The sequence below is a fragment of the Halorubrum sp. B52 genome (assembly GCF_059752555.1).
In genome coordinates, this window is the sequence record NZ_MWTG01000008.1 from 204,251 (window position 1) to 221,359 (window position 17,109).

At 69.3% G+C, this 17,109-nt stretch carries 16 protein-coding genes and 1 tRNA gene; 5 read left to right on the top strand and 12 right to left on the bottom strand.

The features are described from left to right. Nucleotides 1-11: 11 nt before the first annotated feature. From B4V04_RS06790 to B4V04_RS06805, 4 genes are all read right to left on the bottom strand, one after another. A complete protein-coding gene (locus tag B4V04_RS06790) occupies nt 12-740 on the bottom strand; it encodes a queuosine precursor transporter (protein ID WP_498230299.1) in 729 nt (242 codons plus the stop codon). Beyond that, nucleotides 733-936: a ribbon-helix-helix domain-containing protein gene (locus B4V04_RS06795; protein WP_498230301.1), complete on the bottom strand. Its 204-nt coding sequence runs from the start codon at nt 934-936 to the stop codon at nt 733-735. The genes B4V04_RS06790 and B4V04_RS06795 overlap by 8 nt, the downstream gene beginning before the upstream one ends. A gap of 400 nt (nt 937-1,336) precedes the next feature. Continuing rightward, a complete protein-coding gene (locus B4V04_RS06800; protein WP_498230303.1) occupies nt 1,337-3,805 on the bottom strand; it encodes an efflux RND transporter permease subunit in 2,469 nt (822 codons plus the stop codon). Continuing rightward, entirely contained in the window at nt 3,806-5,515 is a 1,710-nt protein-coding gene (locus tag B4V04_RS06805; protein WP_498230305.1) for a COG1361 S-layer family protein, read from the bottom strand. It abuts the gene before it with no gap. A 246-nt stretch (nt 5,516-5,761) separates the two neighbouring features. On the opposite strand from B4V04_RS06805, the gene B4V04_RS06810 reads away from it, so the two are divergent. Together B4V04_RS06810 and B4V04_RS06815 are read left to right on the top strand one after the other, a co-directional pair. After that, nucleotides 5,762-6,376, top strand: coding sequence for a TetR/AcrR family transcriptional regulator (locus tag B4V04_RS06810; RefSeq protein WP_498230306.1), 615 nt, complete (start codon nt 5,762-5,764; stop codon nt 6,374-6,376). Between the two features lie 205 nt (nt 6,377-6,581). After that, nucleotides 6,582-7,172 (top strand): 50S ribosomal protein L15e, encoded by a 591-nt coding sequence (locus B4V04_RS06815; protein ID WP_498230308.1) that lies wholly within the window; start codon nt 6,582-6,584, stop codon nt 7,170-7,172. Between the two features lie 224 nt (nt 7,173-7,396). On the opposite strand, the gene thsB is transcribed toward B4V04_RS06815, so the two are convergent. From thsB to B4V04_RS06840, 5 genes are all read right to left on the bottom strand, one after another. Beyond that, nucleotides 7,397-9,043, bottom strand: coding sequence for a thermosome subunit beta (gene thsB / locus B4V04_RS06820; RefSeq protein ID WP_498230835.1), 1,647 nt, complete (start codon nt 9,041-9,043; stop codon nt 7,397-7,399). Between the two features lie 374 nt (nt 9,044-9,417). After that, nucleotides 9,418-9,582, bottom strand: coding sequence for a hypothetical protein (locus B4V04_RS06825; RefSeq protein ID WP_498230310.1), 165 nt, complete (start codon nt 9,580-9,582; stop codon nt 9,418-9,420). 250 nt (nt 9,583-9,832) lie between these two features. Then, nucleotides 9,833-9,914 (bottom strand) — tRNA-Ser (locus B4V04_RS06830). Between the two features lie 41 nt (nt 9,915-9,955). Then, the gene (locus B4V04_RS06835) at nt 9,956-10,240 is read right to left on the bottom strand and encodes a DUF7981 family protein (protein ID WP_498230311.1); all 285 of its coding nucleotides are present in this window, start codon (nt 10,238-10,240) and stop codon (nt 9,956-9,958) included. Then, the gene (locus tag B4V04_RS06840; protein WP_144799684.1) at nt 10,241-10,621 is read right to left on the bottom strand and encodes a Rid family detoxifying hydrolase; all 381 of its coding nucleotides are present in this window, start codon (nt 10,619-10,621) and stop codon (nt 10,241-10,243) included. It abuts the gene before it with no gap. Between the two features lie 103 nt (nt 10,622-10,724). Between B4V04_RS06840 and B4V04_RS06845 the strand changes: the two genes are divergently transcribed. After that, on the top strand, nt 10,725-11,153 hold the full coding sequence (locus B4V04_RS06845) for a DUF7577 domain-containing protein (RefSeq protein ID WP_498230313.1): 429 nt from the start codon (nt 10,725-10,727) through the stop codon (nt 11,151-11,153). A 38-nt stretch (nt 11,154-11,191) separates the two neighbouring features. On the opposite strand, the gene ubaA is transcribed toward B4V04_RS06845, so the two are convergent. Further along, nucleotides 11,192-12,004: an SAMP-activating enzyme E1 gene (ubaA, locus tag B4V04_RS06850; RefSeq protein ID WP_498230315.1), complete on the bottom strand. Its 813-nt coding sequence runs from the start codon at nt 12,002-12,004 to the stop codon at nt 11,192-11,194. A 215-nt stretch (nt 12,005-12,219) separates the two neighbouring features. After that, the gene (locus B4V04_RS06855) at nt 12,220-14,322 is read right to left on the bottom strand and encodes a DUF7407 domain-containing protein (RefSeq protein WP_498230317.1); all 2,103 of its coding nucleotides are present in this window, start codon (nt 14,320-14,322) and stop codon (nt 12,220-12,222) included. A 169-nt stretch (nt 14,323-14,491) separates the two neighbouring features. Here B4V04_RS06855 and B4V04_RS06860 point away from each other — a divergent pair, with 169 nt between their 5' ends. Next, nucleotides 14,492-15,550, top strand: a complete 1,059-nt coding sequence (locus B4V04_RS06860; protein WP_498230319.1) for an ornithine cyclodeaminase family protein — start codon at nt 14,492-14,494, stop codon at nt 15,548-15,550. A gap of 42 nt (nt 15,551-15,592) precedes the next feature. Next, nucleotides 15,593-16,177 carry a dihydrofolate reductase gene (locus B4V04_RS06865; RefSeq protein WP_498230321.1) on the top strand — a complete coding sequence of 195 codons (585 nt, stop codon included), beginning with the start codon at nt 15,593-15,595 and terminating at the stop codon, nt 16,175-16,177. Between the two features lie 52 nt (nt 16,178-16,229). On the opposite strand, the gene B4V04_RS06870 is transcribed toward B4V04_RS06865, so the two are convergent. Beyond that, the gene (locus tag B4V04_RS06870; protein ID WP_498230323.1) at nt 16,230-17,012 is read right to left on the bottom strand and encodes an RlmE family RNA methyltransferase; all 783 of its coding nucleotides are present in this window, start codon (nt 17,010-17,012) and stop codon (nt 16,230-16,232) included. Between the last annotated feature and the right edge of the window lie 97 nt (nt 17,013-17,109).

Sequence of the window (17,109 nt, forward strand, 5' to 3'; positions counted from 1 at the left end):
AGTCGGGTCGCCTACTCGCGGACCGCGCCGACGACGAGGTAGACGATCGGGGTGTCGAGGACGGCGATGGCGAGCTTGAGGAGGTACTGTCCGAGCCCGAGCGCGAGGAGGACGCCCCCCGGGAGGGGGTTACCGACGCCGAGCAGGACCGGGGCGGCGTAGAAGGCGACGCCGACGAAGATCGCGGTGTCGAGCGCCTGGCTGCTCGCGGTCGAGGCGACGTTGCGCAGCCACAGCAGGCGCTCGCCGGTGCGCTCGCGGATCGCGTGGAAGACGAACACGTCCCAGTTCTGGCTCACGACGTACGCCAGCAGGCTGCCGGCGACGACGTTCGTCGCCGGCCCGAGCGCGGTCTCGAAGGCGGCCGAGACCTCGGGGTTCACGCCCGGCGCGGCGAGCGTCGACCAGACGAGGGCGAGCACGAGGAAGTTCGCGAGGAACGCGACGTTGACGACCACCTGCGTCGCGCGGCGGCCGTACAGCTCGGCGTAGCAGTCGGACGCGAGGAAGGTGAGCGCGTACGCGAGCGCGGCGCCCGGCAGGACGATCTCGGCGCCGACGACGGGGAGCGCGAACGGTACGGGGAGCGCGATCACCTTCGCGGCGGTGAGCTGTGCGGTCGCGAGCGCGACGACGAAGAGGGTGATCAGTCCGACCGCGGCCACCGCGGAGCGATCGAGCGGGTCGGCCGCGAAGGGACCGTCGGTCTCGGTGGTCTCCGTTTGCGTTCCGCTACTCATCGCTCGCCTCGTCGCCCGCGTCGCTCGCGGAGTCGAGCCGGTCGTGGCGCGCGTCGATCTCGTCGAGCACGTCGAGCGTCTTCCGGATCGACGCTCTGACGGCGTCGCTGCGGTTCACGAACTTCCCGTCGTCGCCGACGTGCTCGTCGAGGTCTTCGAGCAGCTCGCCCGGAATCTCGACGCTTATCTTGGGCATACCGCTCCGTCCTCCCCGAATTTATAAGAGAGTTCTTATTCGGGGATTCTCTCGGGAATATCACACGGGGCGACGCCGCGGTTCGGCCGGTTCGCGGCGATCGCCGTCGGCCGACCGGACTGCGGGCCGCGCGAGCGCGGCGTGTGCCTCTGCGGGCCGGTCCGCGGCGAATCGACGCTCGGGCGTTCGCCCGAGGCGAGTTCCCGGAGCGTCGGGGGAATGCGACGCGGCCGAGCGGGACTCCCCACCCGAGATCGTCGGGATCGCGCCCGGCCGCGCCGACCGAACCGTACGCGTTTCACAGTGTTGACGCTCCCGGAGGTGGGCGTCGCCGACGCACGAACGGCGCGGTCGACGGCGACGGGCGGGGCGAGGGCGACTCGCTCTCTGCGATCGGTCGTTAGACGTCGCGGGCGCGCCCGCCGAGCGAGCCGCCGTTCTGATAGCCGTCCCAGAGGAACAGCGCCGGCGGCAGCGCGACCACCGAGAGCACGAACGAGTAGACGACGCTCAACGCGATCAGCAGTCCGAAGTCGCCGAGCACGGGCGTGATGGCGAGCGCGAGCGCACCCGTTCCGAGCGCCGTCGTGAGCATGCTGCCCGTGAGCGCGCCGCCGGTTCCGGTCAGCGTCGTGCGGAGCGAGGCCGCGACGTCGTCGTTCTCTTTGAACTCGTCGATGAACCGGGCGGTGATGTGGACGGAGTAGGCGATCCCGATCCCGATCGCGATAGAGAGGATCGTCGCTGTCAGGGCGTTGAGCGGCAGCCCGAGCAGCCGCATCGTGCCCACCAGCGACGCGACGGCGATCACGATCGGGAACACGTTCACGATCCCGAGCAGGGGCATCCCCTCCAAGATCCCGTACGTGATCACGAGGAAGACGCCGGTCAACACCACGGCGAGGACGAGCCCCTGGATCGCCGACTCGAAGATGATCCCCGTGATCGCGTCGAAGACGACGATCTGGCCGGTCGCGGTCGCGGTGTAGCGGAACCGGTCCGCCTGCGCTCTCGCGTCCGCGGCGATATCCCCCTGCGTCGCCCCGCTCTCGACGGTGTACTCTATCTGCGCGCCGCGGCGGTCGTCGGTGAGATACCGCGACGCCCGCTCCCCGGCGGGCGAGTCGAACAGCTCCTCGTAGATCCGGTCGAGGTTGCGGTCGGGGATCCCGTTCCCGTTCCGGTCGTTGCGCGCGACCAGCGCCGCGAACTCCTCGTCGGACCGCGCGTGCGACCGGATCACCGTCACGATGCTCGTCGTCTCGGCCCCGCCGTTCGGCCCGACGGCGAGCGTCCCCGGCGGATCGCTGTTGGGCTCGGCGAGCGCCTCCAAGGCGTGGTCCTCGCGTAGCGGTCCCTCGACGAATATCGTTATCGACGCATCCTGGCTCGCCGCGAAGTTGTCCTCTAGCAGGTTCAGCGTCTCCGTCACGGTGTACTCGCCCGGCGCGAACGGCTCCGGGATGTACTCCACGTACCCCGCCTCCTCCTCCGGCGGGAGGAAGTCCTCCTGTTCGAACGTCGTGTCGATGCCCGCGCCGTACGCGCCGAGCCCCGCGGAGGCGACGAGGAGGACCGCGATGAACACCGCGGGCGCGCGCTCGCCGATCGTCACGGAGACGGACAGCAGCCGGCCGAGCGCGGACTCCTCGGAGGCGATCGGCGTCGACCCGAACTCGGGGACGCCGTACCGCTCGCGGAGCCGGTCGACCTCCAGCTTCGCCGCCGGGAGGAACAGCCCGAAGATCAGGAACGTGAACACGATCCCGACCGCCGAGACGATCCCGAGGTTCCGGATCGGGTCGAGGTCGGAGGCGACGTTCGCCCCGAATCCGAACACCGCGGTGACGGTGACGATGACGAAGGCGATCGCCAGCTGGTTCGCCGCGATGCGCATCGCGGGGACGGCGTCGTACCCCTGCACCGTCTCCTCGCGGTAGCGGTTGACGAAGTGGATCCCGAAGTCGACGCCGACCGCGAGCAGCAACACCGGGACCGCGATCTGCTGTTGGTCGAACGGGATCCCGGAGAAGCCTAAGAATCCGAAGGTCCAGATCAGCGTCATCAACAGCGCGAACAGCCCGAGCGCGAGGTCTATCGGGTCCCGGTAGGCGACGACGAGGAAGCCCAACAGCAGGACCACGACGATGGGCATCACGATGAGCAGCGAGTCGCCGATGATCTGCCCCGTCTCGGCGTTGATGATCCCGGCCCCGAACACGCGCACGTCGGCGGGGCTGTCGTCCGCGAGCGCGCGGACGTCCGTCTGGAGCCCCTGTAAGTCGTCGAACCCGCGAGGGACGTCGTGGGAGACCACCGTCACCGTCGTCGACGCGGACGCCGCGTTCGGGTTGAAGTCGTCGGAGACGACGGCCGAGAACCCCTCGCGCTCGCTCGCCCGCCGGATCGCTCGACGGACCTCCGCGTCGGTCGCCGACTCCACCGCGCGCCGCTGGGCGGCCGGCGTCCGCGCCGTCGGGTCGAGCGTCTGCGCGACGATCGTCGCGGGGCCGTTCGCGGACGCCACGCGCAGGTCCTCCCGCTCGTCGAGGCGCTCCAACAGCCGGAGCATCGTGAGCAGCTCCTCGCGGTCCAAGACGTTCGTCCCGTCGTGGATCAGCTGGGTGGTCTCCCCGTCGGTCGCGAACGGCTCCTCGAACTCGGTCTCAATCGCGTCCAGCGCCTCCTGCTCCGGGAGGTTCTCGGAGAACCCCTCGGTGGCGTCGGTCTGCGTCTCGACGGCGGTCATCCCGCCGGCGAAGACGGCCGTCGCCACGAGGAACAGCGCGACGACGGTCCGCGGTCGCGTGACGATCAGCTCGTTGAGCAGCTCGACGTTCGCTTCGACCCACTGACCCGCTCGACCCATCTATTCCCTCGTGAGGACGTACGCGCCGGCTCCGATCACGACCACCGCGACGAGCGCGACGAGACCGAGCCCCACCGGGAGTCCCCCCTCGCTCTCCACGACGGTGATCGGCACCCGCGTCGTGTCCGACAGCTGGCTGTTCCCGGCCGCGTCGTCGTAGCGGAAGTCGAACGATATCGGGTACGTCTTCGCCGTGCTCGAGCCGGCCGCCGACAGGTCGAACGTGAGCGTCGTCGACTCGCCGGGCTCGAGCTCGGAGACGAACCCCTCGTCGTTGCCGCTGTCGAGGGGCGCGTCGGCGAACAGCCGCGCCTCGACGTCTCGGACGGGCTCGTCGAGGTTGTTCGTCAGCGTCACCTCGAGCGCGCGCTGTCCGCCCGCCTCGATCTCGCGGTCCTCGACCTCCACGAGGAACTGATCGCGTTCCGGCTGCACCTCGTAGAGCAGTTCGACGTCCTGGTACGCGCGCGTCTCGAACTCGGCGTTGCGGTACTGCACCGCGATGTCGGCGGTCCGGTCGATCGCCTTCGACTCCTCGCCGATCTCGATCGGAAGCCGGAACTCGCCGGACTCGCCCGGCGCCAGCGTGCCGACCGCGACGCTGCGCTCGATCGGGATCACGTTCTGGGACTGCTCGGCGAACCGGATCACCACGTTGCGGGCCTCGTTCGGGCCCTCGTTCGTCACGGTGCCGGTGACCTCTCCCTCCTCGCCGACGCGCAGGTCGGAGTCGACGCCGGTGACCGAGAACCGCTGTTCGGGTCCGGGGACCACGCCGGCGGAGACGCTCTGGTCGACGCGCTGGAGCCCTTCGCTCGTCTCGAACCTGACGGTCCCGTCCAGGGCGTACTCGCGGACGGGCGCGCCCGGCGCGAACGCGACGTCGTACCGCACGGTCGTCGTCTCGCCCGGCGCCAGCTCGTCGATCCGGGCGGCGTCGCTGGCGCGGTCGCCGAACGCGAGGCCGCCGCTCGCGGACTCGAACGCGACGGTCGCGTCGCGGGCGACGTCGGCGCCGACGTTCTCGATCTCGGCCTCGAGGGCCCCCTCGCCGCCGACGTGGGCGTCGGTCGTGACGTTCACGACCTCGAAGCGCGCGTCGTCGGAGATCCGCACGTCGACCTCGGCGTCGACGGTCTCCTCGCGGTCGATGGTGACGCCGCCGGACTGCTGGTAGGTGTACGAGTACTCCAGCTCGACGTCGAGCTCGTAGGTCCCCTGCTCGACGTCCTCGGGGACGTTCACCGCGACGGTCGCCTCGCCCGGCCGGTTCTCGGTGACCGAGCCGATCGCGAGGGTGCCGGTCTCGACGTCCAGGGGGGTCCCGCCGGCGTCGGCGGTCACGCGCACGTTCCGCGCGGTGGTGACGATCTCGCGGGTCTGGGCGGTGCCGAGGTCCATGTCGCCGTCGTTCGAGATCTGGAGGGTGAGCTCGTTCGTTCTCCCGGGGGTGAGGGTCGCGCTCGGGGTCGTCACGCTCAGTTCTGGCGAGCCCCGGACGAGCCCGCCTCCCGTCTGGAGGGGCGCCGTCCCGCCGGTCGCTGTGGTGGCGCTCGACGCCGCGGTCGACGCGCCCGCGTCGAGGCTCGTCACGCTCGCCCCGTCGGTCGGCGTTCCGCCGGTCGGCGCCGCTCCCACGGCGAGGCCGGCCGTTCCGCTCGTTACAAGCGCCAGTACCACGACCGCGACGAGAACTGTGTTGCGTCTCATGCTGAATCGAACCTCGCGGCGGCGCCCCGCGGGCCCGCGTCGGGACCCGCGCCGACCGGAACCGGCGCCGGACCGGTGTCGCGGCTCCGCGTCGGCCGATCGCGTCGAGCCGGTCCGGGCGTCGTCGCCGCGCGTTTCACGTCCGATCATGAATCCACGAATCAATAACGTCTTTGTTTTTGGATTCCTAGAGCGGTCAATGAGCGCACACCGATCGGGCGGCGTCGACGGGAGCGGAGGCGGGCGATGAGCGGGTTCTCCGAGGAGGAGCGCGAGCGGATCCGCGCGGAGCTGGTCGCGGCGGGTCGGGAGCTGTTCGAGCGGTTCGGCTTCGAGCGCACGCGGGTCAAGGACGTGACCGAGGCGGTCGACATCGGGACGAGCACGTTCTACCGCTTCTACGACTCGAAGGAGGCGCTGTACGTCGAGGTGCTCCGCGCGGAGCGCGAGGCGCTGGAGGCGTCGATCGCCGAGGCGGTCGCGTCGGCCGACACGCCGCGCGAGGAGGTGCGGGTCCTCCTGAAGACCACGCTCGCGGAGGTGCGGTCGAACCCCCTCATCTCCTCGCTCATCGTCGACGGGGAGCTCCGGGCGTTACAGGAGCGGATCGCGGACTCCGAGGGCGACGAGGGGATCGAGCGGGCGGCGTACGACTCGAACATGCCGTTCGCCGCCCGGTGGGCCGAGCTCGACGCGTTCCGGTACGACGATCCGGAGCTGGTCGACGAGCTGTTCGTCTCGCTCGTGTTCACCGCGCGCTCGCGGAACGCGCCGATCGGCGCCGACGGCGACGACGCCCACGAGCGCGTCGAGGACGCGCTGATCGAGACGGTCGTCGACGGCCTGTTCGTCGGCGCGTGACCCGGCCGCGTTCGCGCGTGCCACGCCCACCCACGCGAACGCCGTAGCGAAGCGGTTAAGGGCGAACCGCGGGAAGTACGAGCAACTCGCTGGTGCGGACACAGCGGGCACTCGCCGCCGGGCGCTCGTCAACGTCGTCGACGCCCCGGGACGAGACGACATGTGGCCGCTTCGCGGCTGAATCGCAACCGTCCGCGGACAACATATGACACGAAGCTTCTACTCGCACATCAAGGAGGCGTGGCGGTCCCCCAAGGAGGGGAAACTGGCGGAGCTGCAGTGGCAGCGCAAACAGCAGTGGCGCGACGAGGGCGCCATCGAGCGCATCGAGCGCCCCACGCGCCTCGACAAGGCCCGCGAACTCGGCTACAAGGCCAAGCAGGGCGTCGTCGTCGCTCGCGTGAGCGTCCGCAAGGGCGGCTCGCGCAAGCAGCGCCACAAGGCCGGCCGCCGCTCGAAGCGCCAGGGCGTCAACCGCCTCTCGCGCCGCAAGTCGATCCAGCGCATCGCCGAGGAGCGCGCCTCGCGGAAGTACCGCAACCTCCGCGTGCTCAACTCCTACTGGGTCGGTGAGGACGGCTCGCAGAAGTGGCACGAGGTCATCCTCGTGGACCCCGCCCACCCCGCGATCGAGAACGACGACGACCTCGGGTGGATCACCTCCGACGACCACCGCGGGCGCGCCTTCCGCGGGCTCACCTCCGCCGGCACGAAGGGCCGCGGTCAGCGCACGCGCGGCAAGGGCACCGAGAAGACCCGCCCGAGCGTCACCAGTAACGACCGTCAGGGCAAGTAAGCCGACCGCGGTCTCGCTCGGATTCTCTCGTTTATCAGTCGGGTAGTGACGACGCCGCCGCGATTTGCTCGGTTCTCCGACGGTGACGGTCGACCGACAAGGGCCGCGGCTCTTCGGGTCGAGTCTTAAAAAATCGAATCGGGGGAACGCGAGCGTGCGCGTTCGAACGGCGATACGCGGTCGGAACGGGTGTTGTCGGGGGTGTACTGTGACCTACCGAATCGTCACATCGCACCGCCCATGCCGCCCATGCCGCCCATGCCGCCGGCCGGGGCGCCGCCCTCGTCGTCGTCGCCGCCGGTCGACAGGTCGCCCGCGGAGATGATGTCGTCGATTTTCAGCACGAGGTTCGCGGCCTCGGCGGCGGAGGCGAGCGCCTGCTCTTTCGCCTGGGCCGTTTCCACGACGCCGGCCTCGGCGGTGTCCTCGACCTCGCCGGAGAAGACGTTCAGCCCGGCGTGCGCGTCGCCGGCCTCGTGGGCCGCGCGCAGGTCGACGAGCAGGTCGATGGCGTCGAGCCCGGCGTTCTCGGCGAGCACGCGGGGGATCAGCTCCAGCGAGTCGGCGAACGCCTCGACGGCGAGCTGCTCGCGGCCGGAGACGGAGTCGGCGTAGTCGCGGAGCCGGCGGGCGAGCTCGACCTCGATGGCGCCGCCGCCGGGGAGAGTGCGCCCGTCGGAGACGGTCGTCGCGACCACGTCGATCGCGTCCTCGATGCCGCGCTCGATCTCGTCGACCACGTGGTCGGTCGTGCCGTACAGCAGGAGGGTGACGCCGTGGGCGTCCTCGCCCTCGACGTAGAACAGGCCCTCCTCCTCGTCGCGCTCGACCGAGCCGACCGCGAGGTCGTCGGCCGTGAGCGAGTCGAGGTCGGTGACGATCGGCGCGCCGAGCACGTTCTTGAGGAAGCTCAGGTCGGACTTCTTCGTCCGGCGGACGGCGAGGATGCCCTCCTTCGCGAGGTAGTGCTGGGCGAGGTCGTCGATCCCCTTCTGACAGAAGACGACGTCGGCCCCGCTGTCGACGATCTGATCGACCTTATCCCGCAGCTGCTTCTCCTCCTGGTCGAGGAACTTCTGGAGCTGGTCGGGGGAGTCGACGTTGACGGAGGTGTCGACGTCGGCCTCCTCGACTTCGATCGCGTCGTTGAGGAGGAGGACGTCGGCCGACTCGAAGTCGGTCGGCATGTCGTCGTGGACGGGGTCCTTGTCGATCACCGCGCCCGAGAGGAGCTCGGACTCGCCGGCCGCGCGGCCGGTGCGGGTCTCGATGTTGAGGTTCGCGAGGTCGACGACGTGGGAGCCGTCGTCGGCCTCGACGGTGACGCCCTGGATCGCGCGGACGACGAGGTCCGCGAGCGTCTCCTTGTCGAGCTCGGCGCCCTTGCCGGTCATCGACGTCTCGGCGACGTTCTTCAGCGTCTCCGTGTCGTCGGCGTCGACCCGCGTGGCGATGTCGTCGACCTGCTCGCGGGCGTACTCGCTCGCGAGGTTGAAGCCCTTAATCACGGCCGTCGGGTGGATGTCCTGCTCGAGGAGGTCCTCGGCGTTCTTGAGGAGCTCGCCCGCGATGGCGACCGCGCTCGTCGTGCCGTCGCCGGCCTCGTCCTCCTGGGTCTCGGCGACCTCGACGATCATCTCGGCGGTCGGGTTGTCGATGTCCATCGTCTGCAGGATGGTGACGCCGTCGTTCGTGATGGTGACGTCGCCCATCGAGTCGACGAGCATCTTGTCCATCCCTTTCGGTCCGAGCGTCGAGCGTACGGACTCGGCGACGCCGCGCGCCGCGGAGATGTTGTACTCCTGTGCGTCACGATCCTTGACGCGCTGGGCGTCCTCGCCCATGATGATCATCGGCTGCCCCTGCTGCATTCGCTGGCTCATACAGCGTTTGATTGATTGTGATTCTATATAAACCCGTCGTTGGCAAGCGATCGGCCGGGACCGAGATCGACCGCTCTGGATCCGCCAAAAGCGCCCGACTCAGGCGTGCTCATCTGATATTTGTGCGGATAGTTAGCATGGATCCTCACCGGGGTTCGGACGCTCGCGCTCGCTCGTTTATATACGTCGCCGCCCGCCGCAACGCAGTGGTCCGCGACGGACGAACCGCGGCTTCCGCCGACGCGTCGACCTCAGAGGCGAGGGGATGACGCGTCGCTCTCGGAGTGTAGGGCGTAGACGCGTCGCTCTCGCGGGATCCGATTACGAACTGAAAAGCGGAGGCGGCGTTCGGTCGCGAGCGCTCACCGATCGAGCTCGTCCTCGTCGAGGTACTCCGAGTCGACCTCGTCGAGGGACGGCTCCGGCGGTTCCTCGGCGGCGTCGAGTTCGCGTTCGTTGAGGCGGCTCTCCAGCTGTCGGCGCTTGTTCCTTCCCTTCCGCTCGCGACCCGATTTCGTGTCTGGCATCGTCACCCGTGTCAACTCTACCCACACATATGAGTCTTGTGTCGGCGTGCGAGTACGTCGAGAGGCGGAGCGGGGACGGCCCCGCGGCTCTGCGGGTCGCGTTCGTCGCAAAACGCCAGGAGAGGGATTTGAACCCCAGTCGTTCCGCTCGCTTCGCTCGCTTCACTCCCTGGTTCAAATCCGGTCGGATCTCGCCGTCGCGAGACTCCCTCGTCGCGCCGCTCCTCGGCCGCTGTGCGACGGTGAAAGACGCCAGGAGAGGGATTTGAACCCCCGATCCCGGAAGGGAACACGCTTTCCAGGCGTGCGCCTTACCACTCGGCCATCCTGGCTCAGCCCGAGATAATCCGCTGCGACTGTTAAGTCCTTCTCTTCACGCGTTCGCCCGCAACCGGTGCTCCGTGGCGTAGGCGATCCCGCCGGACGCGACGGCGACCGCGCCGGCGACCCCGACCAGCCCGCCGAATCGGACGGGGAGGTCGCCCGCGACGATCCGGAACCCCTGCGCGAGCACGAGGAACGCGAAGCCGCCGACGAGTCCCCACAGCGCCGCCGACGTAGCTCTCTCGCGTCTCGTCGGCCGCGCCGCGGGCTCGGGGCGTTCTCGGAGCTCTCCCTCATCGCCGTCCTCGCCGACCTCGTCGCCCTCGACGCCCATCTACTCGACGACGGCCACCGCCTCGATCTCGACGCCGACGCCCTTCGGGAGGGCGCCCGCCTGCACCGCCGACCGGGCCGGCGGCGACTCGTCGAAGTAGCCCGCGTACGCCTCGTTCATCGCGTCGAAGTCGTCGATGTCGGCGAGGAAGACCGTCGTCTTCAGCACGTCCGTCGGCGCCGCGCCCGCCTCGTCGAGCACGGCGACGAGGTTGTCGAGTGCCCGCTCCGTCTGCTCGGCGATCGGCGCGTCGTCGAGCAGGTCGCCGTCGGGCGTCAGCGGGATCTGCCCGGCCGTGAACACGAGCTCGCCGTTCGTCGTCGCCTGGCTGTACGCCCCGACCGCCTCGGGCGCCGCGTCGGTGTGGACGATCTCCTTCATACGCCTTCCCGTTCGGCGGGCCGCCCTAAGAGTACCGGGGACCGAGGCGGATCCCCCGCGATCACCGCTGGTCATATATTCTTCGCCTGCTAACACACGACACATGACGGGAGGTGACCCCCTTCCGGTCGCCGCGGTGCTCGTCGCGGTGATCGCCGCCAACGTCGCGCTCGCGTGGCTCCTCGCGAGGCGAGACTGGGAGCCGCCCGGGACGCTCGGGTCGCTCGGCGACTCGCCGCCCTCGGACGGGGACGCCGACGCCGAGGCCGACGCCGAGGGCAACGCGGACGGCGCCGTCGCCGCCGGCCCGGAGTTCGCCGTGGGCGCCGACGCCGGCTCGGCGGCGACCGGGACCGACCCGAACGGGGACCCGCCGCCGCTCGACGCCGACGGCGAGACCGTCGTCTGCCGGCACTGCGGGGCCGAGAACCGCCCCGACTTCCGCTACTGTCGGTGGTGCGTCCGGTCGGGGTTCGCCGCCGACGGCTCGGGCGCGGGCGGCGGCCCGGCGATGACCGAGCGCTCCCTGTGAGCGGCGGTCGGACCGACGCGGGAGCCTCGCCGGAGACGCTAGTCCGCGTCCACGCGACAGCCGCCCGAGTAGTCTATCCCGTCGATCGTCTCGATGCCGTCGTCGCCGCACACCGGACAGTCCGGATTCCGGCGGTAGGGGACCGTCTCGAAGGTCAGGTCCATCGCGTCGTAGAAGAGGAGCCGGCCGTCGAGCGTCTCCCCGGCGTCGAGGAGGAGCTTGATCGCCTCGGTCGCCTGGATGCACCCGACCGTGCCGGGGAGCACGCCGAGCACGCCCGTCGCCGCGCAGTCGGGCACCGTTCCGGGCTCTGGCGCCTCCGGGAACAGACACCGGTAGCAGGGGCCGTCGGGGACGAGCGTCGTCGCCTGCCCCTCGAACTTGTAGATCGCGCCGTGGACGACGGGCAACCCCTCGATCCGGGCCGCGTCGTTGACGACGTACCGCGTCCGGAAGTTGTCCGCGCAGTCGACGACGACGTCGTGGCCGGCGAGCAGGTCGTGCACGTTCCCCTCGTCGAGGCGGGTCTCGTGCGTCGCCACGTCGACGTCGGGGTTGAGCCGGTCGACGTACCGCGCCGCGGACTCGACCTTCGGCTCGCCCACGTCGGCGTCGCCGTGGACCACCTGCCGCTGGAGGTTCGAGCGCTCGACGACGTCGTCGTCGACGATCCCGAGCGTCCCGACCCCCGCGGCCGCGAGGTACTGGATGACGGGGGCGCCGAGCCCGCCCGCCCCGATGACGAGGGCGCTGCCGTCGAGGAGGCGTCGCTGTCCCTCCGGACCGACCTCGTCCATGATGACGTGCCTGGAGTACCGGTCGAGCTGGTCGGCGTCGAGCGAGAGACTCATGGGTCGATATGGACGGTGAGAGCGTATAATCGTGTTCCCGACGGTACGCGAGATCGATCGTCGCGACCGTGGGATCGGTGTTGTCTGTTCATGCACACTCCCACGTCTTCAACCGCGCCGGCCGGACGCGATCGGCGGCTGTTCCTCCCAGTTACGACGTTCCCTCCTCCCGGCGGCGCTGTTGGCTCTCAGGCCGATTGGCCCGAGCTCGCCGCTCACCGACGACCGACGCGGACAGCCAGCGCGGCTGCAAGCAACGCGAGCGCCGCGGCGGTCAGGCCGAAGCCGGGTGCATACGTCTCTGTCTCCGTATTCGTCTCTGTGTCGGCCGTTCCCTCGGGGTCGTCGAAGAGGCTGATCGATCCGGCCTCGGCCCCGTTGAGTGACACCGTTCCGTCGTCGATCGGCTCGAACTCGATCCGAACGGTGGCGTTCTCGCCGGGACCGAGTGACACGTCGCGCTCGGCGACCTGCTCGCCGTGCATGGTGACGGTGAGCGTCCGATTCGCCGTCCGGTCGCCGGGGTTTTCGACCGTCGCTCGGAGCGTCGTCTCGTAGCCCGCGCGAACCCAGTCCGCCGGAACCTCGCGCTCGACGACGTCGACGCTCCCGGGTTCCAGCGCGACGACGGCAACGGGTGCAGCGTTCGGCATCGTTGCGATGTGAGAGTCCCCTTCGACGGTGTGCGTGACGTTCTCCCGTGTCCACTCGTCGCCGTACCGCATCACCACCACGTCTTCCGGTCCCAGACCGTCGGGGAGTGCGTCGCGTTCGACGTCGAATCGGAGCGTCACCGCGCTCGTGTTGGCCCCGTTGAGCGTCGAGTCGATATCCACGTACCCCAGCGCGTTCCCGTTCGGGACGGCGCCGCGCTCTCGCGGCTCGGCCGTCGGCCGCTGGACGGTCAACTCGAACGACTCCCGGTCTTCGACCGTGTCGATCGTGAGCGTGGACAGCGACACCGCAGGCCGCGTCTCCGAGGGTCCGGCGAGCGCGACCTCGACCGTGTAGCGTTCGTCGACCACGCCGTCGACCGTGACGGCGTCGGCCGACTCTGACCGGACCACGGCCGGATCGTCGGGACTCGTCGCGGACGACCCGGACGATCCGGGTGATCCGGATGATTCGGACTCGTCCGGTTCGCCTTCGTCGGAGCCCCCGGGACTGTCGGACTCGTCGGGGTCGTCTTGCTCGCCCTCGTCGGGGCTTTCAGACGCGTCTCCATCATCGCCGTTTCCGGGCCCTTCTGAATCGCCTCCATCATCGCCGTTTCCGGGACCTTCTGAATCGCCTCCATCATCGCCGTTTCCGGGACCTTCTGAATTGTCCCCTCCCTCGTTGGAATTGTCGGTCTCGCTGTCATCGTCTGGCTCGCTTCTACCGGAATCGTCGCGTTCGCCGGGACCGTCGCCCTCGTCGTCCTCGCCGGGATCGCCACCATCGTCTTCGCCGGGATTGTCGTCGGGATCGTCCTCTGTGGGCTCGTCGTGCTCACCACCATCGTTGTCGGCAGGATTGTCTTCGCCGGGATTGTCGTCGGGATCGTCCTCTGTGGGCTCGTCGTGCTCACCACCATCGTTGTCGGCAGGATTGTTGTCCTCGGCAGGATTGTCTTCGCCGGGATTGTTGTCCTCGGCAGGATTGTCTTCGCCGGGATTGTTGTCCTCGGCAGGATTGTCATCGTCACGCTCGTCTGACTCGTTCCCTCCGGAATCGCCTTCTTTCTCGTCCTCGTCCTCTTCCTCGTCCTCGTCCTCTTCCTCGTCCTCGTCCTCTTCCTCGTCCTCTTCCTCTTCCTCTTCCTCGTCCTCGTCCTCGTCCTCTTCCTCGTCCTCGTCCTCTTCCTCGTCCTCTTCCTCTTCCTCGTCCTCGTCCTCGTCCTCTTCCTCGTCCTCGTCCTCTTCCTCGTCCTCTTCCTCGTCCTCGTCCTCTTCCTCGTCCTCGTCCTCTTCCTCTTCCTCGTCCTCTTCCTCGTCCTCGTCCTCTTCCTCGTCCTCGTCCTCTTCCTCTTCCTCGTCCTCTTCCTCTTCCTCGTCCTCTTCCTCTTCCTCGTCCTCTTCCTCTTCCTCGTCCTCTTCCTCTTCCTCTTCCTCGTCCTCTTCCTCGTCCTCGTCAGAATCGTCAGAATCGTCAGAATCGTCAGAATCGTCAGAATCTTCGCCCTGGTAAACGTCCGTGTCTTCGAGCTCGACGTTCGTCACGTGAATATCAGCGTCGTCTCCGGTAGAGACGCCTCCGACGACGCCTCCGGCGAGCGAGAACGTCGACACGAGGAGTGCCACGCAGATCCACGCGACGGCGACCTCGCGACCGGACATACGCACAGGAGCGGACGGGAGCGGATTGTAATGCGCTCGAAATAGTGATTAATTCTCACTTAGACCGCCGTCTGGTCGCGTGTAGCGTCCCGCGACGATCGTCCGGCGAGGGGCGCGCCTCCCGCGGCGTGTTCGAAAGGCTAAGTACCCGTCCGGCAAAGCTTGCGACATGCAGACGCTGCTCCTCAACGCCGACGACGTCGACGAGAACGCCCGCATGGACCGCGTCATCGACGCGGTGCGCGGCGCGTTCACGGCCTACGAGCGCGGGAACGCGAAGATGCCCGCGAAGTCGTACATCGACCTCCCGGAGTACAACGGCGACTTCCGGTCGATGCCCGCCTACCTCGACGTCAGGACCGAGGACACCGCCGAGGAGACCGGGTGGGACGCCGCCGGGATCAAGTGGGTGAACGTCCACACCGACAACCCCGCCGACCACGACCTCCCGACCGTGATGGGGACGATGGTCTACTCCGACCCCGAGACGGCGTTCCCGCTGGCGATCCTCGACGGCACGACGCTCACGATGAAGCGCACGGGCGCGGCCGCCGCGGTCGCCACCGACCACCTCGCGGTCCCCGACGCGACCTCGCTCGGTATCGTCGGCGCGGGCGTCCAGTCGTACACCCAACTGGAGGCCATCTCGGAGGTGCGCGACATCGAGGAGGTCGTGATCAGCGACCTCGACGAGGAGCGCGTCGCGCGCTTCGTCGACGCCTTCGACGACCGGTTCGACGTCCGGGGTGGCTCGATCAGCGAGGCCGGTCACTGCGACGTGCTCTCGACGGTGACGCCCGTCGAGGACCCGATCGTCGGCCCGGACGACGTGGGCGAGCACACCCACGTCAACGCGATGGGCGCCGACGCCGCGGGCAAACACGAGCTGGCGGACGAGCTCCTGCTCGACGCCACGGTCGTCATCGACGACCGCGAGCAGTGCACCCACTCCGGCGAGATCAACGTCCCCTACGCGGCGGGGACGCTCACGGACGACGACATCTACGGCGAGATCGGCGAGATCGTCGTCGGCACCCGCCCCGGTCGTGCGGGGATCGACGCCGGCGGGAACGCTCCCGGCACGGGCGCGGAGGGCGTCGCGGGCGTCACCGTCTTCGACTCCACCGGCCTCGCGATCCAGGACGTCGCGGCCGCTCGCGTCGTCTACGAGCAGGCCGACGAGGTCGACAACGGGTATCCATTCGATCTGCTCGGGCTCGCGGAGTAGCCCCGCCGACCGCTTTTTACCGTCCCCGCCCCTACCACTCCCGTGCAACTCGTCAGCGTCGCGGCGCTCGCGGAGAACCGGGTGATCGGGAACGACGGCGGCGTCCCGTGGCCGGCCCTCCCCGAGGACGTCCGCCAGTACCGCGAACGCGTCGCCGGCTCGCCCGTCATCTTGGGCCGCCGAACCTTCGAATCCATGCGCGGCGACCTCCCCGGACGCCGGCAGATCGTCGTGAGCCGCAGCCTCGACGCGATCGACGCGCCCACCGCGGTCGTCGCCGACGGCGCGGACGCGGCGATCGATCTCGCCCGCGTGCTCGTCGGCGAACCGCCCGTTTCCGGTGCAGTCGACGGCGTCGCCGGCGAGACGGCGCCCGCCGGAACGGGGCCGGCCGACGACGCTCCGTACGCCGACCCGGACGCCCCAGTCTACGTCCTCGGCGGCGGGGAGATCTACGAGCTGTTCCAGCCGCGCGTCGACCGGATGGTCCTCAGTCACGTCGACGGGGCCTACGAGGGCGACACCCGGTTCCCGGCGTGGGACGAGACGGAGTGGCGCGTGGTCGACGAGACGGAGTACGAGGGGTTCACCCTCCGCGAGTGGGTCAGACGCGCGGAGGCGGCCTGAGGCCGACGCGTCCTGAGGCCGATACGTCGCCGGCCGTCTGCGAACGGGACCGCTACTCGTCGTCGCCGTCGACGCGCTCCGCGAAGCCGAACCGCGGCTTGGCCTCGTCGATCGCGACGGTCAGCGTCTCGCCGACCGCGGCGTCGGGGACGAACAGCGAGTACCCCTCGACGTAGGCGATCCCGTCGCCCTCGTCGCCGAGCTCCTCGATCGTCACCTCCAGCCGGTCGCCCGCCTCGACGGGGGCCGTGTTGAGCCCCTTGGCGACGAGGTACACCTCAGAGGAGGAGTCCCGGGAGGCGGGCGGCACGACGGTTCGGAGGTACTCGAACTCCGCGCGGACGTCCTCGCGGAAGGCGTCGAGGTCCTCGCCCTGGAAGACCTTCACGACGAAGTCGCCGCCGGGGGCGAGCAGCTCCTCGGCCACGTCGAACGCCTGCCGCGCGAGGTGGATCGACCGGGCCTGATCGAGGGAGTACTCCCCGGTCATGTTCGGCGCCATGTCGGAGAGGACGACGTCGGCGCCGCGCTCGCCGACCGCCTCGCGGAGGTAGTGCCGGGTGCGCTCCTCGGTCATGTCGCCGCGGATCGTCTGCACGTCGTGCTCGTCGAGGTCGTCGATGCGCTGGAGGTCGACGCCGACGACGGTTCCCGACTCGCCAACCTCCTCGGCGGCGACCTGGAGCCACCCGCCCGGGGCGGCCCCGAGGTCGACGACGGTGTCGCCGCGCTCGAACAGGTCCGCCTCCTCGTCGAGCTGTTTCAGCTTGTAGGCAGACCGGGCGCGATACCCCTGCTGTTTCGACCGGTTGTAGTACTCGTCTTTTCCGCTCATCTGTCACTCACCGCGGCTCGCTGCTGAACCGCCGTCGAACTCGCGGACGAATCGGCGCTCATACCCGGACCGAGGGGACCGACTCGGAAATGGACAT